This is a genomic window from Hymenobacter jeongseonensis (assembly GCF_015694725.1).
Lineage (GTDB): Bacteria > Bacteroidota > Bacteroidia > Cytophagales > Hymenobacteraceae > Hymenobacter > Hymenobacter jeongseonensis.
On record NZ_JADQDQ010000001.1, the window covers coordinates 166,871 to 191,688 of the forward strand.

Annotated in this window: 18 protein-coding genes; 17 read left to right on the plus strand and 1 reads right to left on the minus strand. The window is 59.1% G+C overall.

Features of this window, described 5'->3' with window-relative positions; genetic code table 11:
* Positions 1-42: 42 nt before the first annotated feature.
* The 9 genes from I2I05_RS00700 (at position 43) to I2I05_RS00740 (ending at position 8,850) form a co-directional block, all read left to right on the plus strand.
* Positions 43-489 carry an ATP-binding protein gene (locus I2I05_RS00700; RefSeq protein ID WP_196280295.1) on the plus strand — a complete coding sequence of 149 codons (447 nt, stop codon included), beginning with the start codon at positions 43-45 and terminating at the stop codon, positions 487-489.
* Positions 490-495: 6 nt separating this feature from the next.
* Complete coding sequence (gene ybeY / locus I2I05_RS00705; RefSeq protein WP_230688062.1) at positions 496-990, plus strand: rRNA maturation RNase YbeY; 495 nt, start codon at positions 496-498, stop codon at positions 988-990.
* A 105-nt stretch (positions 991-1,095) separates the two neighbouring features.
* The gene (locus I2I05_RS00710; protein ID WP_230688063.1) at positions 1,096-1,821 is read left to right on the plus strand and encodes an arginine-tRNA-protein transferase; all 726 of its coding nucleotides are present in this window, start codon (positions 1,096-1,098) and stop codon (positions 1,819-1,821) included.
* Positions 1,822-2,077: 256 nt separating this feature from the next.
* Positions 2,078-3,946: a tRNA uridine-5-carboxymethylaminomethyl(34) synthesis enzyme MnmG gene (mnmG, locus tag I2I05_RS00715; protein WP_196280296.1), complete on the plus strand. Its 1,869-nt coding sequence runs from the start codon at positions 2,078-2,080 to the stop codon at positions 3,944-3,946.
* 147 nt (positions 3,947-4,093) lie between these two features.
* Positions 4,094-4,999 (plus strand): class I SAM-dependent methyltransferase, encoded by a 906-nt coding sequence (locus I2I05_RS00720; protein ID WP_196280297.1) that lies wholly within the window; start codon positions 4,094-4,096, stop codon positions 4,997-4,999.
* Complete coding sequence (locus I2I05_RS00725) at positions 4,999-5,280, plus strand: hypothetical protein (RefSeq protein ID WP_196280298.1); 282 nt, start codon at positions 4,999-5,001, stop codon at positions 5,278-5,280. The genes I2I05_RS00720 and I2I05_RS00725 overlap by 1 nt, the downstream gene beginning before the upstream one ends.
* Positions 5,264-6,892, plus strand: coding sequence for an Ig-like domain-containing protein (locus I2I05_RS00730; RefSeq protein ID WP_196280299.1), 1,629 nt, complete (start codon positions 5,264-5,266; stop codon positions 6,890-6,892). The genes I2I05_RS00725 and I2I05_RS00730 overlap by 17 nt, the downstream gene beginning before the upstream one ends.
* Positions 6,893-7,827: 935 nt before the next feature.
* Positions 7,828-8,322 carry a DUF4385 domain-containing protein gene (locus tag I2I05_RS00735; protein WP_196280300.1) on the plus strand — a complete coding sequence of 165 codons (495 nt, stop codon included), beginning with the start codon at positions 7,828-7,830 and terminating at the stop codon, positions 8,320-8,322.
* 42 nt (positions 8,323-8,364) lie between these two features.
* A complete protein-coding gene (locus I2I05_RS00740; RefSeq protein ID WP_230688064.1) occupies positions 8,365-8,850 on the plus strand; it encodes a hypothetical protein in 486 nt (161 codons plus the stop codon).
* A 185-nt stretch (positions 8,851-9,035) separates the two neighbouring features.
* Here I2I05_RS00740 and I2I05_RS00745 read toward each other — a convergent pair whose 3' ends face one another.
* Positions 9,036-10,439: an inorganic phosphate transporter gene (locus I2I05_RS00745; RefSeq protein ID WP_196280301.1), complete on the minus strand. Its 1,404-nt coding sequence runs from the start codon at positions 10,437-10,439 to the stop codon at positions 9,036-9,038.
* Positions 10,440-10,645: 206 nt separating this feature from the next.
* Here I2I05_RS00745 and I2I05_RS00750 point away from each other — a divergent pair, with 206 nt between their 5' ends.
* The 8 genes from I2I05_RS00750 (at position 10,646) to rnr (ending at position 24,803) form a co-directional block, all read left to right on the plus strand.
* Entirely contained in the window at positions 10,646-12,148 is a 1,503-nt protein-coding gene (locus I2I05_RS00750; protein ID WP_196280302.1) for a glycine--tRNA ligase, read from the plus strand.
* A gap of 255 nt (positions 12,149-12,403) precedes the next feature.
* Complete coding sequence (locus I2I05_RS00755; RefSeq protein ID WP_196280303.1) at positions 12,404-14,851, plus strand: efflux RND transporter permease subunit; 2,448 nt, start codon at positions 12,404-12,406, stop codon at positions 14,849-14,851.
* A 132-nt stretch (positions 14,852-14,983) separates the two neighbouring features.
* Positions 14,984-18,427, plus strand: a complete 3,444-nt coding sequence (gene ileS / locus I2I05_RS00760) for an isoleucine--tRNA ligase (RefSeq protein WP_196280304.1) — start codon at positions 14,984-14,986, stop codon at positions 18,425-18,427.
* A gap of 167 nt (positions 18,428-18,594) precedes the next feature.
* On the plus strand, positions 18,595-19,281 hold the full coding sequence (locus tag I2I05_RS00765; protein WP_196280305.1) for a lipoprotein signal peptidase: 687 nt from the start codon (positions 18,595-18,597) through the stop codon (positions 19,279-19,281).
* Between the two features lie 111 nt (positions 19,282-19,392).
* Positions 19,393-19,719: a hypothetical protein gene (locus tag I2I05_RS00770; protein ID WP_196280306.1), complete on the plus strand. Its 327-nt coding sequence runs from the start codon at positions 19,393-19,395 to the stop codon at positions 19,717-19,719.
* A 34-nt stretch (positions 19,720-19,753) separates the two neighbouring features.
* Positions 19,754-19,915 carry a GIY-YIG nuclease family protein gene (locus I2I05_RS22250; RefSeq protein WP_317192291.1) on the plus strand — a complete coding sequence of 54 codons (162 nt, stop codon included), beginning with the start codon at positions 19,754-19,756 and terminating at the stop codon, positions 19,913-19,915.
* Between the two features lie 256 nt (positions 19,916-20,171).
* The gene (locus I2I05_RS00780) at positions 20,172-22,076 is read left to right on the plus strand and encodes an ABC transporter ATP-binding protein (protein ID WP_196280307.1); all 1,905 of its coding nucleotides are present in this window, start codon (positions 20,172-20,174) and stop codon (positions 22,074-22,076) included.
* A 237-nt stretch (positions 22,077-22,313) separates the two neighbouring features.
* The gene (rnr, locus tag I2I05_RS00785; RefSeq protein WP_196280308.1) at positions 22,314-24,803 is read left to right on the plus strand and encodes a ribonuclease R; all 2,490 of its coding nucleotides are present in this window, start codon (positions 22,314-22,316) and stop codon (positions 24,801-24,803) included.
* Positions 24,804-24,818 lie beyond the last annotated feature (15 nt).

A 24,818-nucleotide genomic window follows, 5' to 3' on the forward strand; every position in this document is an offset into this window, starting at 1 on the left:
GCCGCCCCTAACCCGCTGCCGCTCTCCCTATCAAACCGCCTTATGAAGCAGGTAAAAATTCAGATTCCGTCACTCGTCGAAAACATCCGCGTGGTGGAGAGTTTTATCGATAATTCCAAGGATACCTTTCAGATTGAGGACGATATCTATGGCAACATCATGGTTGCCGTGACCGAGGCGGTGAATAACGCCATCCGCCACGGCAACAAATTCGACAAGGATAAGAATGTCTATTTGTCGCTGTACGTGGAGCCCCAACTGCTCAAATTCGAAATCGAAGACGAAGGTGCAGGCTTTAATTTCGACAACTTGGACGACCCTACTGCACCCGAGAACTTGGAAAATCCCGGGGGCCGGGGCATTTTCCTCATCCGGCACTTGGCCGATGAAGTTGAATTTAGCAAAGAAGGTCGCCGCGTGCAGCTCACGTTTCAGCTTACGGCTGCGCCCGTTGATGAAAGCCCCACGGCCGACCATATCGCAGCCTAACGCAACATGAACAGCCACCCGCCGGTGGGGCCTCCCCACCACGAATCTCCGCCCGGCGAATTGCACCACGAAGCCCCCGGCATCGAGTTCATGGTGGAGGACGTGCCCGCTTTCGAGCTGGCCGATGCGGAAGAGCTTGTTGGGTGGATTGAGCGCGTGGCGGCCGTACACGAGCACCGCATTGTGCAGCTCACGTACATATTCTGCTCCGACGACTACCTGCATCAGCTCAACGTCGAGTACCTCGACCACGACACCCTCACCGATGTCATCACGTTCGATAATTCGGACGATGCCGATATTTTAGAAGGCGACATTTTCATTAGCGTGGAGCGGGTGCGCGAAAACGCCCAAGACTTGGGCGTGAGTTTCCGCGACGAATTGCACCGCGTCATGATTCACGGCGTGCTGCACCTGCTCGGCTACCACGACAAGGACCTGCTGAGCCAGACGGCCATGCGGGCCAAAGAAGACCACTGCTTGTCGTTGCGCACGTTTTAGGGCAGTCTTATCTTCGAAACCACTCAACGCCCGCTTTTCGCGGGCGTTGGCATTGCCACCCCGACTGGTTGCGGCAATTGCGCCGTCGTTGTTTGTTTCCGTTTTATGTCCGCTTCCTCTTCTGTGCCAGCCTTCATTCGGGGAGAAGCGTTGGATTTTTACCTGGGCCGGGGCTACTACCGCATGCAGCAGGACTTGTTCACCTGCCAGTTTGTGCCCTTCGATGGCCGCATTTACACCGCTCACTGGCTGCGCGTGGTGCTGGCCAACATGCAATGGGGCCCCGAACAGCGCCGGCTGATGCGGCGCAATGCCCGCTTTGCAGCCACCATCCAGCCACTTCGCCTCAGCGCTGAGCACGAAGAACTTTACGCCCGTTACCGAAACGCCATTACGTTCGATGCCGCGCCCACCGTGGAGGCCGTATTACTGGGCGGCGAGGAGCACAACGTTTTCAATACCTACGTCATCGAGCTGCGCGATGCCAACCGACTCGTAGCCGTCGGCATTTTCGACCGCGGCGACCGCAGCCTGGCCGGCATCCTCAATTTCTACGACCCCGCCTATCGGCAGCACAGCCTGGGCAAGTACCTGTTGCTGCTAAAAGCCGATTACGCCCGCCGCCTGCAGCTGGACTATTACTACCCCGGCTATCTGGTGCACGATTATCCCAAGTTCGACTACAAGTTGTTTCTCAGCCCAACTGCTACGGAAGTATTCGACAACGTGAGCGGCCACTGGCAGCTCTTTTCCTGGGACGCCGTGGCGGCTCATTCGGCGGAGTTGCTGGCCGACTGGCTACCCGAAGAGTTGCGCGGACAGACGCAATAAGTGGCCCGTGTCATGCTAAGCCGAACATTCCGGCGGCGAATTTCCCCGGCGAAACGCTTCGCTACGGCTCTGCTTTAACCCAAATTCTTACATCCACAACTCGTTTCACGTGAAACGGGCTGCGGGTTTTTGATTTCGTAATTTTGCGGGCACTACTGCTGGAACGCACCAAGCGGCCTCCGGCGTTGAACTGTTTCTATTACCGCGCCTTCCTGCGGTTATCTATACCGAATGCGCCCGGGCGCGTGCTTCCATTATGTTTCAGCAAGAAGATTACGACGTCATTGTAGTAGGAGCGGGCCACGCCGGCTGCGAAGCCGCTGCCGCCGCCGCCAACCTCGGCTCGAAAGTGCTGCTGGTGACGATGAACATGAACACCATCGCCCAGATGTCGTGCAACCCGGCCATGGGCGGCGTGGCCAAGGGCCAGATTGTGCGCGAAATTGACGCGCTGGGCGGCCAGTCGGGCATCATCACCGACCAGACCATGATTCAGTTTCGGATGCTGAACCGCTCGAAGGGCCCCGCCATGTGGAGCCCGCGCGCGCAAAGCGACCGCATGCGCTTCGCCGAAGCCTGGCGCCTGACGCTGGAAGGCATCGCCAACGTGGACTTCTGGCAGGAAGCCGTGACGGGCATCGTGGTGGAAAATGATACCGTAGTAGGCGTGAAAACCCAGCTCGGCATTGAGTTTCGGGGCAAGTCGGTGGTGCTCACCAACGGCACCTTCCTGAACGGCCTCATCCACATTGGCGAGAAGAATTTTGGGGGTGGCCGGGCGGCCGAGAAGGGCAGCCGCGGCATCACCGAGCAGCTTTTGGAGCTAGGCTTTGAAGCCGGGCGCATGAAAACCGGCACTCCGCCCCGCGTGGACGGCCGCAGCCTGGATTATTCCAAAATGGAAGTGCAGGGCGGCGACGAGGTGCCCAGCAAATTTTCCTACCTCGACACGCCGCGCCTCACGCAGCAGCGCCCCTGCTACATCACCTACACCAACGAGCGGGTGCACGACATCCTGCGCGAGGGCTTCGAGAAGTCGCCCATGTTCCAAGGCCGCATCAAGGGCCTGGGGCCGCGCTACTGCCCCAGCGTGGAGGACAAAATCAACCGCTTCGCCGACAAGGACCGCCACCAGATTTTCGTGGAGCCCGAGGGCTGGAGCACCGTGGAATGCTACATCAACGGTTTTTCGAGCAGCCTGCCTGAGGACGTGCAGTACCGCGCCCTGCGCGAAATTGCGGGCTTCGAGAACGCCAAGATGTTCCGCCCCGGCTACGCCATCGAGTACGACTTCTTCCCGCCGACCCAGCTTTCGCTCACGCTCGAAACCAAGCTGATTTCGGGCTTGTACTTCGCGGGCCAAATTAACGGCACCACCGGCTATGAGGAAGCCGCCTGCCAGGGATTGATGGCCGGTATCAACGCCCACAACAAGGTGCATGGCAAGGCGCCCTTCGTTCTGAAAAGGAGCGAAGCCTACATCGGCGTGCTCATTGATGACCTGGTGAACAAGGGTACCGACGAGCCTTACCGCATGTTCACGAGCCGGGCGGAGCACCGCATTTTGCTGCGCCAAGACAACGCCGACCTGCGCCTCACGCCGCTGGGCCACGAGTTGGGGTTGGCCTCGGATGAACGGTTGGAGCGGGTGCGGATGAAGGAAGCGCAAGCGGCGGATTTGGCCGAGCTGCTTCAAAAGTTTGCCATTGAGACGGCCGAAATCAACCCACTACTTACAGAATTGGGTTCGGCTGAAATTCATGAGAAGACCCGCGCCGTGAACCTGCTGCGCCGGCCCAACGTGGAGTTGGCCGACCTGCGCCGCGCCCTGCCTGCCTTGGATGCAGCCCTGGTGTCTTTCGATGCGGAAGCCCTGGAGCAAGCCATTATCAACATCAAGTACGAAACGTATTTACAGAAAGAGCACCAGCAGGCAGCCCGCCAGCAGGAGTTAGAGAATTTCGTAATTCAGGGCCGGCTGGACTACCGGGCCATGCCCGCGCTCAGCCACGAGGCCCGCGAAAAGCTGCTCAAAATCCAGCCTGAAACCATTGGGCAGGCCTCGCGCATCAGCGGCATCTCGCCCGCCGATGTGTCGGTGCTGATGGTGTATTTGGGTCGGTAATATGTAGCGCGGACTTTTAGTCCGCGAGTAGATTGGTTCGCTCGCAGACTAAAAGTCCGCGCTACTTAAAATCTTGCGAACTTTGCCGGGCTATGAAATTTGCTGCGCCGTTTGAGTAACGGTCAGTTCTGCCTTTTAGAAGTATCCGTGTCCTACGAACGATTAGAAAGCTGCCCGGTGTGCGGCAAACCCGAGTTTCGCAACAAGCTGGTGGTGGAGGATAAAACCGTGAGCCACGAAAGCTTTGCCATTGTGCAGTGCGCGGGCTGCACCTTTCAGTTCACCAACCCTCGGCCCGGCGCGGCCGACATTGGCCGCTACTACGAGTCGGACGCCTACGTGTCGCACAACAGCGACGCGGCGGGTCTGGTAAACCAGGCCTACAAAGTGGCCCGGTTTTTCACCATGCGCCGCAAGGTGAGCTTGCTGAATAAGTACGCGCCCCGCCGGGGCAAGCTGTTGGATTACGGCTGCGGCACGGGCCATTTTCTGGCCGCGGCCAAGGCCGCGGGCTGGCAGGTAGCGGGCCTGGAGCCCAGCCCGCGCGCCCGGCAAGAGGCCAGCCAGCGCCTCGGCCAACCCATCGGCGAGCCGGATTTGGCGGCGTTTGAGCCCGGCACTTTCGATACCATCACCCTCTGGCACGTGCTCGAACACGTGCACACCCTCAACGAAACCCTGGCCCAGCTCACGGCGCTGCTCAAGCCCGATGGCGTGATGCTGATTGCCGTGCCCAACGTGGAGAGCCTCGACGCCCAGCACTACCGCGAGCTATGGGCGGCCTACGACGTGCCCCGGCACCTCTACCACTTCGCTCCAAAAACCATGGCCCAGCTGCTGAAAAAGCACAAATTGGTCATCGGCGATACTCTGCCCATGCCGCTTGATGCTTACTATGTGAGCATGCTTAGCGAAAAGCACAAGGCCGAGCGCGCCGGTGGCCTGCTCACGGTGCTGAAGGCAGGCTACAAATCCAACCAATACGCGGCGCAGCACGAAGGGCAGTATTCGAGCCTGCTGTACGTGGCGCGTCGGCGCACCCCGGCGGCCTGATGCGGCGGGCGGCACGGTTTGGGCTGCTATTGGCGTTGGGAGCGGCAGGGCTGCCGGTGGCGCAGGCCCAAACCGTGCCACCCGCCCCAGCAGCGCTACCAGGGGCCGACTCGGTGAAAATCCCGCCGCCCACCTTTGTAGTTGATACTGCCCGCAGCGTGGCCGTCGTTACGGCCGAGCCCAGCGAGGTCGTGACCCGCCCGCTGGCGTGGCGCATCGGCGCCGCCATTCTTGTGCTTACCCTCACCACCTTGCTGTTGTATAATGTCCGTTCGCGCTGAATTGCTGGCTATGCTGGCGCTGGTTGCCCTGCTTGAAAGCTGCGCCGCCGTGGCCCCGCCCCTGGGCGGCCCGCGCGACCGCACGCCGCCGCGCCGCATCAGCAGCTCGCCCGATAGCGCGGCCCGCAACGTGAAGCAGCAGTTCGTGCGCCTGGAATTTTCGGAGCCCGTCGTCACAAAGGAGCTCAGCAAAAACCTGCTCATCACGCCCCAGCTGGCCGCCGACAATCCCTACAAGCTGCGCGAGGACCGCAACTCCATCACCTTACTTTTCGAGAAGCCGCTCGACCCCAATACCACCTACAGCATCAATTTCCGGGATGCCGTGGTGGACATTACCGAGGGCTTGCCGGCCAAAAACGCTTTTATCAACTTCAGCACCGGCGCCGTGCTCGATTCGGGCAAGGTGAGCGGCACCGTCACCGATTTGCTCACGGCCAAACCCGTAGCCGAGGCCAGCATCGGCCTGTTCCGCGCCGCTGACACGGCCGGGGTGCGCCGCGGCCGGCCCTACTATTCAGTGCTTACCGACAAGGAGGGCAAATTCAGTCTGGGGTTTCTCAAAGCCGGGCCGTATAAGCTGTACGCTGTAGCCGATAAGAACAACAACGGCCGCTTCGACGACGGCGAGAAAATTGCCTACCTGCCCGCGCCCGTCACCATTGCCGGCGACAGCAGCCGACCGGTTTCCTTGGTGCTCACCCAACCCGACCAGCGCCCGCCGCTTTCCACCACCCGCCAGTACACCCCCACGCAGCTGCGCCTGAGCTTCAACGAAGGCTTGCGGTCGGCCGCCCTGGCGCCGGTGGGCGCGGCCTCGGCGGCCGTGGCCGAAGCCGTGCTGCTCACGGACCGCGGCAAGAGCGTCGTCATTTTTAAAACCCCGGCCGTGGGGGATGGCCGGTTCCTGCTCACCGCCACCGACAGCACCGGCAACGTGCTCCGCGATACCCTCAATCTGAAGTTTCCGGTGCCCGCCGCCACGGCCAAGAAGGTTGCCGTTTCGGCCCTGTATTCGGTAGAGGGCAGCCCGCGCGCGGTGTACCCGGAGGGGCAAGTCAAGTTCGTGTTTGCCGTGCCGGTGCGTATGGCTGCCGATAAGCCCTTCGGCACAATCATCGAAGACTCGACCAAGCGCCGCGCCCTGCGCCTGCCCGCCGATGGCACCCTCAACGCCGACCGCACCCAACTCGCCGTTCGTTTCAAATCGAAGGCCAAAACCCGCCTCGAAATCGTCCTCGACAGCTCAGCCATTACCGCCATCACCGGCGAGCGGCTGCGGCTGCGGCCCCTGCGCCTGGACATCAGCGAACAGGACGTTTCCAACAGCCTGTCCGGCACCATCACCACCAAAGAGAAGAATTTTGAGCTGCAATTGCTGGATGAGAAGCTGCAGGTCGTGGCCAGCCTGGTGTCGCCCAAAGGCTCGTATTCATTTTCGGACCTTGCGCCGGGCATTTACCGCCTGCGCGTGCTGATTGACCGCGACGGCGACGGCAAGTGGCGCAACGGCGACCCCAACCTGTTGCTGCCCCCCGAACCAGTATTTCTCGACCCTAGGCCCCAGCAGGTGCGGGCCGGCTTCGACATTGTGACGCCGCTGGCTTTTTAAAGCGGCCAACTCTCGCGTTAAATACCCTTCTTCTTCTTATTCGGCTGCCCGCCCGGGCTGCTGGGGGAAGGAGAAGGGTTTTTCATTTCGGCTTGCCCGTAGCGATGGTTGTTGCGGACTAACAGAATCTACGGGCGGATTTGCCCCAGATACCACTTCATATAGCGGTTCTAACATGTTCAGTGGAAAAGTGGGTAAAGCCTCTGAAAACACTGAAACTGCCCGCACTTACCCACATTCGTGGATAACTTATGGTCGTTTCCAGTTACTGACGGCCTTTTTGAGCGGTAATCCACCGGTTTTCCACGGGCTTTTCCACACGCCTTTTGGGCTGGGGGTAATTTCGGGGATAACCTGGGGGAAACAGGAAAGCTGAACGGGGATAAGTGGGGTAGAAGTTTTTTTGGTGATTCCGGGGCCCAGACAGGGGAAAACGGCGGGGGATAACCGGGGATAACTTCTGCACGCCAGACGGCCTTCCCACACACCCATTCTGCGGGGGACAATGAAAATGTGGAAAGCAGGGCGGGATGTTGAAAATGCAGATAAAGTGTTGACAAACAATATTTTGTTTTCCACAATGGTGGTGGATAGCACGTGGATAAGGCCCTGCTTACCCCCACGTTTTCCACGCTGGGGATAACCTCTCGAGCTTATCCACTTATCAACCGACCTAATGAGTGGAAACAAAGAGAGTTTTTTAGAAAAAAGATTTAACAAAAAATTAAGGTTGGGGAAAACCCGAATCGAAAGGTTGCTCCCGGTTAAAAAGGTTGCTCCCGAATCAAGGGGTTGAGCGCCGGGCATTGATTTTGGGATTCGCTGCTAAAAAAGCAGTTCAGCTAGAAACCCAAATCAGCGCTTGCGGTAAAAGCCCGACATAGGCGCCGCCCGGGCCGTGTAGCCCGCCACCGGCACTTTCCGTATAGCGGCCAATGCCATTCAACTACACCCTCGATTTCCACACCGTCGACTTCCGCCAGCACCCCGAGCTGTACCGCGTGGGCCGGGGCGAGCAGGGCGTGCTGCTGGTGCAGCCCTACAAGGGCGAAATCCTGCCCTTCTGGCGCTTCAAAGACGCCGCGGCAGCCACCGAGTCGTCGGAGACGATTTACGGCCTGTTTGAGGCTTATTTGAAGGCCGGGGATTTTGTGGGCGCCGACATGGCCCGCAAATTCATTCAGATGGGCTTTACCCGGGCCCGGCGCTACGCCAACCACCGCGGCGGCAAAAAATACGACGGCCCTGTGCCCGACGACAAAAAAGGCCAGAGCGGCGCCCACGGCCGTGCCGAGCTGCCGCGCACCGCCCACCCCGATGTGGACAAGGTGGAAGCCGCGGCCATCTTCAAGCGCAAGTGGGACGAGGCCAAAGTCCACCCCGAGTACCTGCGCCAGAAAGAAGCCTTTCTGGAAAAATACGGGAAGTAGCGCGGCTGCCTACCTTTGCTACCTACCCTTCAACCCAACCCCATGAACACCACGCAACCTTCGAGCATCGACGAAAACGAAATTATTCTGGGTACCGGCATGGGCCCGCTGCGCTTCGGCGCCACCATGGACGAGGTGCGCACCCTCGTGGGGGAACCCGAGGAAATCGAAGAGTCGGACGACGACGACGACTTCGAGCACCAAGCATGGAACTACCACGAAGAAGACTACTTGCTCTCCCTCTACTTCGACCGCGAAGACGACTTCCGCCTGAGCTGCATCGAAACCGACAACCCCAACATTCGCCTCTTCGGCGAGGCCATTCACGGCAAAACTGTTGACGAGGTGAAGGCCCTGATGCAGCAGCACAACCAGCCCACGCCCGAGCTCGAAACCATGGAAGAAGGCGCCGTTCGCCTCTCCTACGAGAAGTCAATGATTGACTTATACTTTGAAGAAGGCCAGCTGCAATTCGTGAATTTTGGCGTCTTCATCAACGACGACATGGAAGTGCAATGGCCCAAATAAGTCTGGGTTATCCACATTTGGGTGACTTTTGCCTGTGGATAAGTGGACAAGTGACTAAAAACAGTGGGGTTATCCCCCAATTCTTGGGTTTTAATAGCAAGCGGTGATTTTGCTAATTAGCCGAGAATTAAAAAGGCTGCCCCGGTGAAGGGCAGCCTTTTTTGTGTTTTGATTGGTCGAGCTTACTAGCCCATCAGGGCGCGGAACAGCAGGAACAGCAGGCCCGAGAGCATCATGGTCACGGGCAGGGTGAGCACCCAGGCCAGGGCGATGGTGCGCACCATGCCGGGGTTCACGTTCTTCACGCCGCGGCTGGCCACCATGGAGCCCGCGATGCTCGAAGTGAGCACGTGCGTGGTGGAAGCCGGCAGGCCAAACTGCGTACTGATGCCAATCATGCCGGCGGCCACCAGCTCGGAAGAGGCGCCTTGCGCATAGCTCAGGTGCTCCTTGCCGATGCGCTCGCCGATGGTTTTCACAATGCGCTGCCAGCCAACCATGGTGCCCACGGCCAGCGAGATGCTCACCATGAACAGCACCCACCACGGAGCGTAGTCGGTGAAGGTCTTCATCTCCTTCATGGCGCCGTCGTAGATGCTCCGGTCCTGGGTGCTCAGGCTCACTTTTTCGGAGCCGAGCAGCTTCTTGGCCCGGTTGCCGATGAGCAGAATGTCGCGCCGGATTTCGAAGCGCGTCTGCCGGGGCAGGTCCTCGATGCGGGTGGTGTTGGCAAAAATGCGGTCGAGGTCGCTGGTCTGTACCTGGATTTCGGCCAGCATTTTGGTATCGGCGGGGCTCAACTCGTTGCGGTTCACGCGGTTCATTACGTACTCCACTTTGCCGAGGGATTCGCGCAGGTCGAGCGGGTTTTTGGTTTGGTCGAGGGCAAAATAGCTGGGCACGATGCCAATCAGAATCAGCATGATGAGGCCCACACCCTTTTGCCCGTCGTTGGAACCGTGGAAAAAGCTCACCAGCGTGCAGGTTACAATCAGCATCAGCCGAATCCAGAGGGGCGGGGGCTTGCGCTTGTGCGGCTCCTTAAAAATGGCCTTGTTGCGAATGAAGCGCTTGAACAGGAACATCATGCCGATGGTGAGCGCAAAACCCAGCAGCGGACCCACGAGCAGGGCAATGCCCGTTTCGCCAGCTTTGCCCCAGTTCACAGCCGCGCCCCGTGACTCGGGCAGCAGCGAAAAGGCAATGCCCACGCCCAGTATCGAGCCAATGAGAGCGTGCGAGCTGGAGGCTGGAATGCCGTAATACCAGGTGCCCACGTTCCAGATAATGGCACCGAGGATGAGGGCGCCGACCATGGCAATGCCGTGGTACACGTTGGCGTCGACCAGGCTTTCGACCGGCAGCAGGTATACAATGCCCATGGCGACGCTGATGCCGCCGGCAAACACGCCGATGAAGTTCCAGAAGGCCGACCACACCACCGCGACCCAGGGCCGCAGCGTGTTGGTGTAAATAACGGTGGCGACGGCGTTGGCCGTGTCATGGAAGCCGTTGACGAACTCGAACGCGCAGGCGGCCAGCAGGCACACGCCGAGAAGCAGCAGCACGTGAGGTTCTAAACCAAACATAAAGAGGAAATTGGTGGGTATTTAGGTTGAATCATGGGCCAAAGGTAGGGAGGTAGTTCACAGCCGGTATGTTACCGAATTGTGTCCTCGGGAAAGAGCGTCAAAACAAAACGCCCTAATGCGCGCAGCCGAAGCAGGACTGTTCTTGTTTTGGGCCTTCTACGCACAAGTTTCAGCTTGGGCCACATCGGCCTACTTTTGTGGATATGAACCCAGCACTCGAAACCACCCAGCTCAAGGATATTGTGGCCCACGCCAAGGAATACGGCTTCGTATTTCAGTCCTCCGAAATCTATGACGGCCTGGCCGCCGTGTACGACTACGGCCCCAACGGCGTGGAGCTGAAAAACAACCTCAAGCGCCTGTGGTGGGAAGCCATGACCCAGCTGCACCACGACGTAGTGGGCCTCGACGCCGCCATTTTTATGGCGCCCCAGACTTGGAAAGCCTCGGGCCACATCGACGGCTTCAACGACCCGATGGTGGATAACCTCGACAGCAAAAAGCGCTACCGCGCCGATGTGCTGCTCGAAGAAAAAGCCGCCGAGTACGAAAACGCCGGCGACCCCGCCCGTGGGGCAGCCCTCACGGCCGAAATGGGCCGCTTGCTCACCGAAAACGACCTGGCCGGCGTGCGCCAGCTCATCATCGACGAGAAAATCCTTTGCCCCGTTTCCAAAACCGGCAACTGGACCGAAGTGCGCCAGTTCAACCTGATGTTCTCAACCCAGGGTTCGGCCGTGGACTCGGACGCGCCGCCCGTGTACCTGCGCCCCGAAACCGCCCAGGGCATTTTCGTAAACTTCCTGAACGTGCAGAAGTCGGCCCGCATGAAGATTCCCTTCGGCATTGCCCAAATCGGGAAAGCTTTCCGGAATGAGATTGTGGCCCGCCAGTTCATTTTCCGGATGCGTGAGTTCGAGCAGATGGAGATGCAATTCTTCGTGCGCCCCGGCACCGAAGGCGAGTGGTACGACACCTGGAAGGCCGCCCGCCGCCGCTTCCACGAGGCCATCGGCCTGCCCGCCGACAAGCTGCGCTTCCACGACCACGACAAGCTGGCCCACTACGCCAAGGCTGCCGTCGACATTGAGTACGAATTCCCTTTCGGTTTCAAAGAAATCGAAGGCATCCACTCCCGCTCCGACTTCGACCTAACCCAGCACCAGGCCCTGAGCCGCAAAAAGCAGCAGTACTTCGACGCCGATATCGACCCCGCCACCGGCAAGGCCTACGGCAACTACGTGCCCTTCGTGGTCGAAACCTCCGTCGGTGCCGACCGCCTGTTCCTGGCCACGATGTGCAACGCCTTCACCGAGGAAACCATCACGGAAGGGGAGGGCGACGCCCAGCAAACCAAAACCCGCACCTTCCTGAAGCTGCACCCGGCCGTGGCACCGGTGAAAGCCGCCATCTTCCCGCTCGTTCGCAAAGACGGCATGCCCGAGAAGGCCCAGGAAATTTTCGATGCCCTGCGTTTTGACTTCCGTTTGGTGCTGGAAGAGCGTGACGCCATCGGCAAGCGCTACACCCGCCAGGACCTCATCGGCACGCCCTTCTGCATCGTGGTCGACGGCCAGACCCTGGAAGACGAAACCGTAACCGTGCGCCACCGCGACTCGCGCGAGCAAACCCGTATGCCGATTTCGGAACTGCGCAGCTACATCGGCGAGGCCGTGAGCTTCCGCCGCATCTTCGAGAAACTGTAGCAATGTAGCGTGGACTCTGCGAGTCCGCGCCTGAACCGCGCCATTCGTTCTACTAGGCGCGGACTCGCAGAGTTCACGTTTCAGTGAGCCCCGACTTTCCCAAAGTCGGGGCTTTTTGCTTTGGGTGGAACGGGGGAGAAAGAACGAACTCATTCCGCTTGCAACGTTCAGGATTATGCTCAGAGCCAGCAAACGAGACCTGTAGAAACTACGGCCGCGCCGCGCTTACGTAACTTTGCCTTTTTGCAGGGTTTTATGTGGGAGCAGCTCGCGCTTTTCATCATTCGGTTTCGTATTTCGCTGATTGCGGTATTGGCCGTCATCACCGTGTTCATGGCTTGGAAAGCCAAGGACGTGGAGATGACCTACGACTTTGCCCAGGTCGTGAGCCCGAACGACCCGGATATGATTTATTTCCAGGACTTTAAAAAGACCTTCGGCGAAGACGGCAACGTGCTGGTGGTGGGCCTGCAAGACAGCTCGGTGTACAAGCTCAGCAACTTCAATGAGCTGCGTATCCTCACCGATACCTTGGCCAAAGTAGAAGGTGTGAACGGCGTGCTCAGCGTGAGCAAGCTGCTGAATATCAGCAAGGACACCGCCAACAACAGCTTCAAGGCCACCCCAATCTTCAAAACCGCCCCTCGCACCCAGGCCGAATTAGATAGCCTGATGCGGGTCGTGAACAGCGTCGAGTTCTACAAGGGCCAGCTCATCAGCCCCGTGACCGGGGCCACGCTGCTGGCCCTGACCATGGACCCGAAGTACCTGAACTCGTCGCGCCGGCAGGCTGTGATGAACAACATTTTGGGCTTCACCAAGCAGTTTGAGCAGAAAACCAAAATCAAGCTCCACTACGCCGGCCTGCCCTACGTGCGCTCCACGATGACGAGCAAGGTGGCCTCGGAAATGAAGTTCTTCACCCTGCTGGCCATGGCCGTGACGGGCCTGACGCTGCTGGTGTTCTTCCGGACGTGGTCGGCGGTGGTGTTTCCGCTCATTGTGGTGGGTGTCACGGTGGTCTGGTGCATTGGGTCCATTGTGCTGCTGGGTTTCAAAATCAACCTGCTCACGGGCTTGATTCCGAGCATTATTGTCGTTATCGGCATTCCGAACTGCACCTACCTGCTTTCGCGCTACCACTACGACTACCGAAAATCGGGCAACCAGATGCTGGCCATGACGCGGGTCATCCGCAAAATCGGCCTCGTCACGCTGATGAACAACATGACCACGGCCGTGGGCTTCATCGTGTTTGCCTTCACCGATATTTCGATTCTGTATCAGTTCGGGCTGGTGGCCACCATCAACATCTTCGCGGCCTTCTTCATCAGTTTTATCCTGATTCCGGCCGTGTTCAGCATGTTGCCGCCGCCCACAGCCAAGCAGCTCGAGCACCTCGATGCCAAGCCGCTCACCAAACTGCTGGAGTTCTTTGACTACCTCGTGCTGCACCGCCGGCCCACCGTGTACGTGGCGGCTCTGGTAATGGTAGCCGGCGCGGCGTTCGGTATTTCGCGCATCGAATCCGTCTCCTACATGGTCGACGACTTGCCCAAGAAAAGCTCCGTCAACGCCGATTTGGCCTTTTTCGAAAGCCATTTCAACGGCGTGATGCCGCTGGAATTCGAAGTCGACACCCACAAAAAGCGCGGCCTGCTCAAGCTCAAGAACTTGGAGAAAATCGACCAGTTCGAGAAGTTCTTGCGGACTCAGCCGGAGCTGTCGCCGCCCGTAAGCTTGGTGACTTTCCTCAAGGCCAGCACCCAGGCCTTCTACAACGGCGACCCCAAGTTTTTCCGCCTGCCCGATAACTCCGAGCGCCCCTACATCCTCAGTGCCCTGGCCAATTCCCGGGGCGCCGGCAACGAAGCGGGCATGAACAGCAAGCTCCTGCGCTCCTTCGCCGACAGCACCGGCCAGAAGGCGCGCATCAGCCTGAAAATTGCCGATATCGGCTCCCAGAACCTCGATTCGCTGATGAACAAGCGCATCCTGCCCGAGATGAACCGCATTTTCACCGGTTCGGGCATGGACATTCGCCCCACCGGCACCACCATCATCTTCACCAAGGGCAACGAGTACATCATTCATACCCTGCGCGAAAGCTTGTTTCTGGCCTTCGGGCTGGTGGGTTTGGTGGTGCTAATTCTCTTCCGGTCGGCCCGCACGGTGCTGTTTGCCCTCATCCCCAATGCCGTGACGCTGATACTGACGGCCGGGATTATGGGCTTTTTCAACATTCCGCTCAAGCCCAGCACGGCGCTGATTTTCGTGATTGCGCTGGGCATTGATGGCGACAACTCCATTCACCTGCTGGCCAAATTTCGTCAGGAAATGGCCCTCAACGGCCACCGCGTGCGCCAAGCCGTATCGGTTACGCTGAGCGAGGCGGGCACCAGCATGATTTACACCAGCATCGTGCTGTTCGTCGGTTTCAGCATTTTCGCCTTCAGCGAATTCGGCGGAACCAAGGCCTTGGGATTGTTAATGTCGGCTTCGTTGTTAATAACCAACTTTTCCAACCTGATTTTGCTGCCCGCCATGCTCATTACCTTCGACCATGGCAGAGGCAACTTGATAGATAACAACGCGTTGATTCGCCATTACGACGAGTCGTACCACGAGGAAGACGACGATGCCGAACTGAACCTTGCCCGCATGAAAAAGGAAGGCGACTACGCCGGCGACTACACAATTTAAGAACGATGTAGAGACGCATATTTGCGTCTCGTCGCCCGCACAGCACGGGCCTCGTTCGCCCTGAAATTCTATCGATTACCGTTCAACGACGAGACGCAAGTATGCGTCTCTACATCGTTCTAAAACTGAACAATGAAATACCCCGAATACAAACAGCCGCTCAACTACGGCCAGCTCGGCGAGGACATCCTCGCCTGGTGGAAGGAGCACGGCATCTTTGAAAAGAGCGTAAGCAGCCGCGAAGGCCAGCCCACGTTCGTGTTTTACGAAGGCCCCCCGTCGGCTAACGGCGCGCCCGGTATCCACCATGTGATGGCGCGCACGGTGAAGGACATTTTCGGCCGCTACCAGACGCTGCTGGGCAAGCAAGTGCCCCGCAAAGGCGGCTGGGACACCCACGGCCTGCCCATCGAGCTGCAGGTAGAGAAGGAGCTGGGCATCACGAAGGAGGACATCGGCAAGAAAATCAGCGTGGAGGACTACAACCAGCGCTGCAAGGAAACCGTCATGCGCTTCAAGGCGCAGTGGGACGACCTGACCGAGAAAATGGGTTACTGGGTCGACCTCAACGACCCCTACGTGACCTTCGAGCCGGAGTACATCGAGAGCTGCTGGGCGCTGCTCAAGAAGCTCTACGACAAAGGATTGCTCTACAAGGGCTACACCATCCAGCCGTACTCGCCGGCCGCCGGCACCGGCCTTAGCTCGCACGAGCTGAACCAGCCCGGCACCTACAAGGACGTGAAGGACACGACCGTGGTGGCGCAGTTCAAGGTGAAGCGTGACGCAGTTTCTGAGAAGCTTTTTGCGGCTCCAGTTTGGGAAAGACCAAATGGCGATTCTGAAACTGATGTCTTCGTTTTAGCTTGGACAACGACTCCCTGGACTCTGCCTGCTAATACTGGATTAGCAGTTGGTAAGAACATCCCATATGTTGTTGTTCGCACCATCAACCCCTACACGAAGGAGTATATCCGGGTTGTTCTGGCAAAAGCGCGGGTAAAAAGTTACTTCTCCGAATTCACTGAAATTGGTAAAGTAACCCCGTCAACGTATTCAGATTGGGGAAGTGAAACAAGGCAGATTCCTTGGGAAATCGAGGCTGAACTCACTGGTGCTGAGCTCATCGGCATTCATTATGAGCGCCTGTTTGGTACCAAAGAAGGTTTCCCTCATTTTGAAGGCGAGGAGCGGGCTTTCCGCGTCATCAACGGCGACTTCGTGACCACGGAGGACGGCACGGGCATCGTGCACATCTCGCCCACGTTTGGCGCCGATGACTTCCGGGCCGCGCAGCTGGCCGACATCCCGGCGCTGATGGTGCCGGATGCCGAAGGCACGCTCGGCCCCATCGTGGACCGGACGGGTCGCTACGTGCCCCAAATGGGCGAGTTTGCGGGCCGCTGGGTGAAGAACTACGACGGCCACGACGAAACCGGTGCCGACTATAAAACGCTGGACGAGAGCATCGTTATCAAGATGAAGGGCGACGGCACGGCCTTCAAAGTGGAGAAGTACGAGCACACCTACCCGCACTGCTGGCGTACCGACAAACCCGTGCTCTACTACCCGCTCGATTCCTGGTTCATCAAGACCACGGCGGTGAAAGACCGGCTCATCGAGCTCAACAAAACCATCAACTGGAAGCCCGAAAGCACCGGCACCGGCCGCTTCGGCAACTGGCTGGAGAACTTGGTAGACTGGAACTTAAGCCGCTCGCGCTACTGGGGCACGCCGCTGCCCATCTGGCGCAGCCAGGACCGGACGGAGGAAATCTGCATCGGCAGCATCGCCGAGCTGAAGGCGGAGATTGACAAGGCCGTGGCGGCCGAAATCATGACTCACAACCCCTACGCTAACGGCGAAAAAGTGGACCTGCATCGGCCCTACGTGGATGATATTTTCCTCGTCTCACCCACCGGCCAGCCCATGTACCGCGAGGCCGACCTCATCGACGTGTGGTTCGACAGCGGCGCCATGCCCTACGCGCAGTGGCACTATCCGATTGAAAACGAGGGCCAATTCCAGAAGAATTTCCCCGCCGATTTCATCGCCGAAGGCGTGGACCAAACCCGCGGCTGGTTCTTCACGCTGCACGCCCTGGCCGTGATGCTGGAAGATTCCGTGGCTTTCAAAAACGTGATTGCCAACGGCTTGGTGCTGGCCAAGGACGGCCAGAAGATGAGCAAGCGCCTCGGCAACGCCGTCGACCCGTTTGCCACCATCAAGCAGTTCGGCCCCGATGCCACCCGATGGTACCTCATCGCCAACGCGCCACCGTGGGACAACCTCAAGTTCGACCCCGCCGGCGTGACCGAAGTGCAGCGCCGTTTCTTCGGCACGCTCTTCAATACCTACTCGTTCTATGCGCTTTACGCGAACCTAGACGAGTTTCAGACCAGCGAATTTGACCGTGTGCCGCACGCCGAATTGAGCGAGCTGGACCGCTGGGTGCTGAGCAAGCTGCAGTCGCTGATTGTGGAAGCCCGCGGCCACCTCGACAATTACGACCCCACGAAGGCCGCCCGCGCCATCCAGGATTTCGTTACCGACCAGCTCTCGAACTGGTACGTGCGCCTCTCGCGCCGCCGTTTCTGGAAAGGCGAATTGAGCGCCGATAAGCGCGCCGCCTACGAAACCCTGCAGGAATGCCTGGTGGTGGTGGCCCAGCTGATGTCGCCCATCGCGCCCTTCTTCGGCGAGTGGCTGTATAAGAACATGACCGACGGCATGCGCGCCGAAGCCGTGGCCAAAAACACGCCCCTGGCCCCGGAATCGGTGCACCTGACGCTGCTGGTGGAGGCCGACACGGCCCGCATCGACCCGAAGCTGGAGGAGCGCATGGAGCTGGCCCAGCGCATCAGCTCGCTGGCCCACTCGCTGCGCAAAAAGTCGGTGCTGAAGGTGCGCCAGCCCCTGCAGCGCATCCTGGTGCCGGTGCTGAACGACTCGACCAAGGAGCAAGTCGGCCTCGTGGAGGACCTGATTTGCGCCGAAATCAACGTGAAGCACATCGAATTTCTCGACGACGAGAGCGGCGTGCTTGTGAAGTCGGTGAAGCCCAATTTCAAGCGCCTCGGCCAGCAATACGGCCCGCGCCTGAAGGCCGTGGGCGCCCGCATTCAGCAGATGACGGCCGCTGAAATCAGCAAGCTGGAGAAGGAGGGAAGCCTCGCCGTGGAAGTAGATGGCCAGCCCATCACGCTAGCGCCCGACGATGTGGAAATCCGCACCGACGACCTGCCCGGCTGGCTCGTGGCCACCGACGGCCCGCTCACCGTGGCCCTCGACGTGACCCTGACCGACGAGCTGCGCCAGGAAGGCCTCGCCCGCGAGCTGGTGAACCGCCTCCAGAACCTGCGCAAAGACTCGGGCCTGGAAGTGCAGGACAAAATCCGCGTCACGTTGGCCGACCAGCAGCCCGAGCTCACGGCCGCCGTGGCTGCGTTCGGCGACTACATCCGCACCGAAACACAGGCCCTCGCCCTGACGTTTGCGGCCGATGTGAACGGCGGCTCGGTGCTCGAATTTGATGACTACTCCGTGCCGGTTCGGTTGGAGGTCGCAACTGCCTGATGCTGAACGACTCGCCTGGATGTGAAATCCCCGGCGAGTCCTCGGACGCACAAACGCTCAATAAGCTCGTCTTTATCGGCTCAAAAGGCCAGATAATCAGTTATAAAAGGTATAAAAAGACGGTAATAAACAAGGCCGTCGCTCTCGCCACTTTTGGCACCGTCTGAATGCACCCAATCCTCACCAATCGCCAGCAATCCGCCGCTAAATTCTTCCTGCTGGCCCTGCTCATCATCGCCATCGACCAGCTCTCGAAGTGGGCCGTGCACACCTACATGCAGCCCGGCATGGCGGGGGAAATCCCGCTGCTCGGCAACTGGTTTAAGCTGCACTATACGCTGAACCCGGGCATGGCTTTCGGAGCTGAACTGCCGGCACCCTACGGCAAGCTGGTACTGACGGCTTTTCGCCTGCTGGCTGTCTTTGGCTTGAGCTACTATATCATCCGGCTCTGCCGCCAGCGGGCTTCGGGCGGCTACATCGCCTGCATGGCCCTGATTCTGGGCGGCGCCGTTGGCAACCTGATAGACTCGGTTTTCTACGGCATCATCTACAATAATGCCCCCTTTGCCAGCCCCACACGCTGGTTCTACGGCCAGGTGATTGACATGCTCTACGTGGACATCTACGAAGGTTTCCTGCCCCAAAACTGGCCGCTGCTAGGAGGGAAGTACGTCTCACTCTGGCCCATCTTCAACATTGCTGATTCCTCGATTTTCGTAGGCGTGGCCTTGATTCTGCTAAATCAGAGCCGTTTTTTCAAGCAGGAAGAGGAAAATCAGCGCGAGCAAAACGCGGTAGCTGCCAATGAGCGCACCCCACTAGTAGCTCCTGACTCGGAGAATCTGGGGTAGCTCTAAGAAGCAGTTTGCGCATGCCAATTAGAACGGTCATGCTGAGCGCAGTCGAAGCATCTCTACCGCTTCGTAGGGGTATTCCCTACAAAATCGTCTTGCTTTGCCAGCATGAACAGCACAAATAAAAAGCAACTCATAGCAGTCATCATATTGGCTGTACTTAACCTTCTAATCAGCAATTCAACAACTGGTAACGGCCAGACACTTGAAGGGCATGTTATGATGGCTCGGAGCCCCGAGATGCGAAGTGCAACTATCACAACGCTATTCTTTGGCATCCAACTACTCAGCTTTTTGGTTGGTTTACTGCCGGCGCTTATTCCTCACAAAGGCAAAAGCTACTTAGAGAAATGGGTGACCGTTTCACTATGCATTGCTATCAGTGTTCACGTTATTGCCTTCCTGTTGAGCGTTTCAAAGCTGTTTATCAGATAAATAATTCTTCTAGATAAAGTAGCTGGTATTCAGCATGTATGTCTACATCCTAACGAATCAAACCCAAACCGTTCTATACATCGGTGTCACCAACGAACTCCCGCGACGGCTTTATGAGCATAGTAGCGGCCGGGGAGATGCAGGGAAATTCACGGGACGGTATCAGGCTGATTTGTTAGTGTACTTTGAAATTTAGCCCGACGCTACACAGGCCATAGCGCGGGAAAAGCAGTTGAAAGGCTGGACACGCCTCAAGAAAGACGCGCTGATTACTGCATTTAATCCGAGTTGGCAGGCCATTGATTTGGAGACTTGGAAATGGTGGCTTCAACGAAGCGGTAGAGATGCTTCGACAAGCTCAGCATGACGTTCTGGTGTATTGACGTTCTTGCGTATCTAAACTGCTTAAAGAGGCTCAAAATCGGCCTAAATTCTACTCTGTAATTACCTCCGTGCCCAACCCCCTCCTCACCGTATCCAACCTGACCATTGACTTCTCCAGCCACCGCGGCGACGTGCGGGCTGTGGACAACGTGTCGTTTGAGCTGAATAGGGGCGAGACGCTGGCCATTGTGGGCGAGTCAGGCTCGGGCAAATCTGTGACTTCGCTGGCCTTGCTTGGGCTGATTCCGATGCCACCCGGCCGCATTGCTAGTGGTAGCACTGTATTCCTCTCCGAGAAACTCGGCAATACCGACTTGCTGAAACTCTCCGAAACCGACCTGCGCCAGGTGCGCGGCAACGACATCGGGATGATTTTCCAGGAGCCGATGACCTCGCTGAATCCCGTGTACACCTGCGGCAGCCAGGTGGTGGAGGCGCTATTGCTGCACACCGACTGCACGCCCAAGGCCGCCAAGGAGCGCACCATTGAGCTGTTTGCCGAAGCCCAACTGCCGCGCCCCGAAGCCATCTTCAACAGCTACCCGCACGAGATTTCCGGCGGCCAAAAGCAGCGCGTGATGATTGCCATGGCCATGGCCTGCCGCCCGGCCCTGCTCATCGCCGACGAGCCCACCACCGCTCTCGACGTGACGGTGCAGGCCCGTATGCTGCGTCTGATTGACGACCTGCGCCGGCAGCACAACACCGCCGTACTCTTCATCACCCACGACCTCGGGGTGGTGGCCGAAATCGCCGACCGTATTCTGGTGATGTACCGGGGCAAGGTGGTGGAGCAGGGAACGGTGCTGGATATTTTTTCAAATCCGCAACATCCGTACACAAAAGGCCTTTTGGCATGCCGTCCGCGCCTCTCGGTGGGCAAAAAACGCCTCCCCGTGGTAGCCGATTTCATGGCCGAAGACGCCAGCAGGCAGCTTTTTGCTCAACCTGCGCCTGTGCTTCCTCTGCCAGATGAGGCACTTGCGGAATCCTGGCCGGCTGTAGAGGAACAGCAGTTACGTGATAAAATTGAAACCGCCAAAACGTTCCCCGTGGAACATAGCCCTATTGGGGATGTTCCACGCCCCGTTGAGCTTACTTCGGCGCCGGTTAGCGAGCCTGTGGTAGTCCCAAAACCCAGCTCAACTGAACCGCTTCTCCAGGTTCAAAACCTGCAGGTCTACTTTCCGCTCCGCAAGGGCTTCTTCCGGCGGGCCACCGACTACGTGCGGGCCGTCGACGATGTCAGCTTCACGCTGTACCCCGGCGAGACGATTGGGCTGGTAGGGGAGTCGGGCTGCGGCAAGACCACGCTGGGCCGGGCGCTGCTCCGCCTCACGGAACCAACGGCGGGCAGCATCCTGTTTGAAGGGACCGATTTGGCAAAGCTGTCGAGCGGGGACTTGCGCCGCCGTCGGCGCGATTTGCAGCTGGTGTTTCAGGACCCCTACGCCGCTCTCAATCCCATGCTGACGGTGGGCGAGGCCATCTGGGAGCCGATGCGCGTGCACAACGTGGGCGGCACCCGCCAGCAGCAAAAGGCGAAAGTGATGGAACTGCTGCGCACCGTGGGGCTGCGCGACGAGCATTTCCAGCGCTACCCGCACGAGTTCAGCGGCGGGCAGCGGCAGCGCATCTGCATAGCCCGGGCGCTGGCTTTGCAGCCCAAGCTGATTGTCTGCGACGAGTCGGTTTCGGCCCTCGACGTCTCGGTGCAGGCGCAGGTCCTGAACCTGCTCAACGACCTCAAACGCGAGTTCGGTATCACCTATTTGTTCATCACGCACGACCTGTCCGTGGCCCGGTTTATGAGCGACCGGCTGCTGGTCATGCACCAGGGCCGCATCGTGGAGAGCGGCCCTGCGGCGGCTATCTACGCCGCGCCGCAACACGAATACACCCAAGGCTTGCTGGCTGCCATCCCGAAGGATAGTTTGGCGGACATCGAGGCTGCGGTGGCCAGCCGGGCGTAAGAGTTGTAGCGCGGACTTTGTAGTCCGCGTCCTGCGCCATCTGGGTTTGTTCTGAGTCTGGCTGGGACGCGGACTACAAAGTCCGCGCTACTACTATTGCCTAGCGCAAGCTCAACCCCGCGCTACAACCTAGCGGCTCCGGCCGCGTTTTACTTACCGTGCCGGTAATTCGGCCAACCAATTTTTCCGCTCTCGCCGCCTGCGACCAATCAACTATTCGGCGGCCAACTCTTTTACATGAACACCCCCGAAAACCCCCGAGCTCCCCGCGCCAAGCGCGAAAAGCCCGAACCCGCGCCCATCAGCCAGGAACAAGTGCTGAGCGCCTTCACCGAAAACCCCACCAAAGTCCTTGCGTACCGGCAGCTCTCGCGCCGCCTCGGCGTCACGACCAAGGGCCAGCGCGAGGAAATATTCGCGCACATCAAGGTGCTGCGCAAAAAAGGCCTCATTACGCTGCTTCAGAACGACGAATACCGCTTGGCCGATACGGACGCCGTAGCAACCGCGCTGATGCCGTCTAATGCCCGAAAATCGACCAAAAAGACGCATCCGAAGTCGAGCCCAGACGTGGAGCGGTTTGCTGCCGCCGAGTTTGGCCAGGACCCCGTGGTGCATCGCCGCCGCGAGGCCGGCTTCGACTACGTGGGCGACGATTCCCGCCCGAAGCGCGACACCAACACGGTCATTGGCACCGTCGATTTGGCCACGCCCAACTTCGCCTTTGTGGTGCCCGAGGGAACCGGCAATGCCGATGACATCCGCGTGTTCACCGACCAGCTCAAGTTTGCGCTGCAGGGCGATGTGGTGCGGGTGCGCCTGCGCAGCTCCCGCGACGGCCGCCCGGTGGGCGACGTGGTGGAAGTGCTCAAGCGCGTACGCCCTGAGATAGTAGGCCGCCTGCAGGTACAGGGTACCCTCGGCTTCGTGAAGGCTGACAACCGCAAGGTGTACTTCGACGTGTTTGTGCCCCCGCACTTGCTGCACGACGCCCGCAATGGCGACAAGGTGCTGGTGCGCATCAACGAGTTTCCGGAAGACAGCGGCCGCCAGCCGGTGGGAGAGGTTATCCGCAACTTCGGCGCGGCCGGCGGCAACGAAGCCGAGATTAATGCCATCATGGCCGAGTTCGGCTTGCCCTTCGAATTTCCTGAGGAAGTAGAAACCGAGTCGGAAGGCATCAGCGAGGTTATCGGCGAAGATGAAATTGCCCGCCGCCGCGACTTCCGCAACATCACAACCTTCACCATCGACCCGGCCGACGCCAAAGACTTCGACGACGCCCTGAGCATTCAGAAGCTCGAGAACGGCAACTGGGAAGTGGGCGTGCACATCGCCGATGTGACCCACTACGTGCGCCCCGGCACCGAACTGGAGCGCGAGGGCAAGCACCGCGCCACCTCGGTGTACCTAGTGGACCGCGTAATTCCGATGCTGCCTGAGCGCCTGAGCAACGGCCTGTGCTCACTACGCCCGCACGAGGACAAGCTGACGTTCTCGGCCGTGTTTGAGCTGGATGAGAACGGCAAGCTCTACGAGTCGTGGTTTGGCAAAACCATCATTCACTCCGACCGCCGCTTCTCTTACGAGGAGGCCCAGGAGCGCATCGAGAGCAAGGCCGGCGACCACGCCGAGGAGATAAATGTGCTCAACGACATGGCGCATAAAATCTGCGCCCAGCGCTTTAAGCAAGGCGCCATCACCTTCGAAACCCAGGAGGTGAAGTTCCGCCTCGACGAGCAAGGCAAGCCCCTCGGCGTGTACGTGAAGGAGCGCAAGGACGCGCACAAGATGATTGAGGAGTTCATGCTGCTGGCCAACCGCAAGGTGGCCGAGTTCGTGTTCAACCTCAAAAAGACCAAGCCGCGCTTCACCATGGTTTACCGCACCCACGACGCACCCGAGCCCGAACGCCTCCAAACCTTCGCCCTCTTCGCCCAGAAGTTCGGTTACAAGCTGAAGCTCGACAACCCGAAAAAGGTGAGCACCGAGCTCAATAATCTGAGCTCCGAAGTAGTGGGCAAGCCCGAGCAGAACGTGCTCCAGGGCCTCGCCATCCGGACCATGGCCAAAGCCATTTACAGCACCGAGCCGCTGGGCCACTTCGGCCTGGCCTTCGACCACTATTCGCACTTCACCTCGCCCATCCGCCGCTACCCGGATATGATGGCCCACCGCCTGCTCGAGCACTACCTGCTCGGCGGCAAGAACGTGCCCGTCGACCCCGTGGAAGAGGAGTGCAAGCACTCTTCCGGCCGCGAGAAACTGGCGGCCAACGCCGAGCGCGCCAGCATCAAGTTCAAGCAGGTGGAGTTCATGGCCGATGAAATCGGCAACACCTTCAAGGGCGTGGTATCGGGCCTGACGGAGCGTGGCATGTACATCGAAATCGAGGAGAACAAGTGCGAAGGCATGGTGCGCCTGAGCGACATCCCCGGCGATTTCTTCGAGCTCGACAAGGACAACTACCGCATTGTAGGCCAGAAGACCAAGCGCATCATCCAGTTCGGCGATGTGATGGAAGTGGTAGTGAAGTCGGCCAACCTGCTTGACCGCACCATCGACTTCGAACTGGTGGACAACCGCCCCGACCACGTAATCAAGCGTGAAGCCGAGGAGCGCCGCACCCGTGGCGGCGGAGCCCCCCGCGGCTACCGCGACTACGACAAGAGCGGCAAAGGCGGCGGCATGGCGAAGGGTGCTCACAAGGGCAACAAGCGCCGCTAGCATTAGTCACTCACG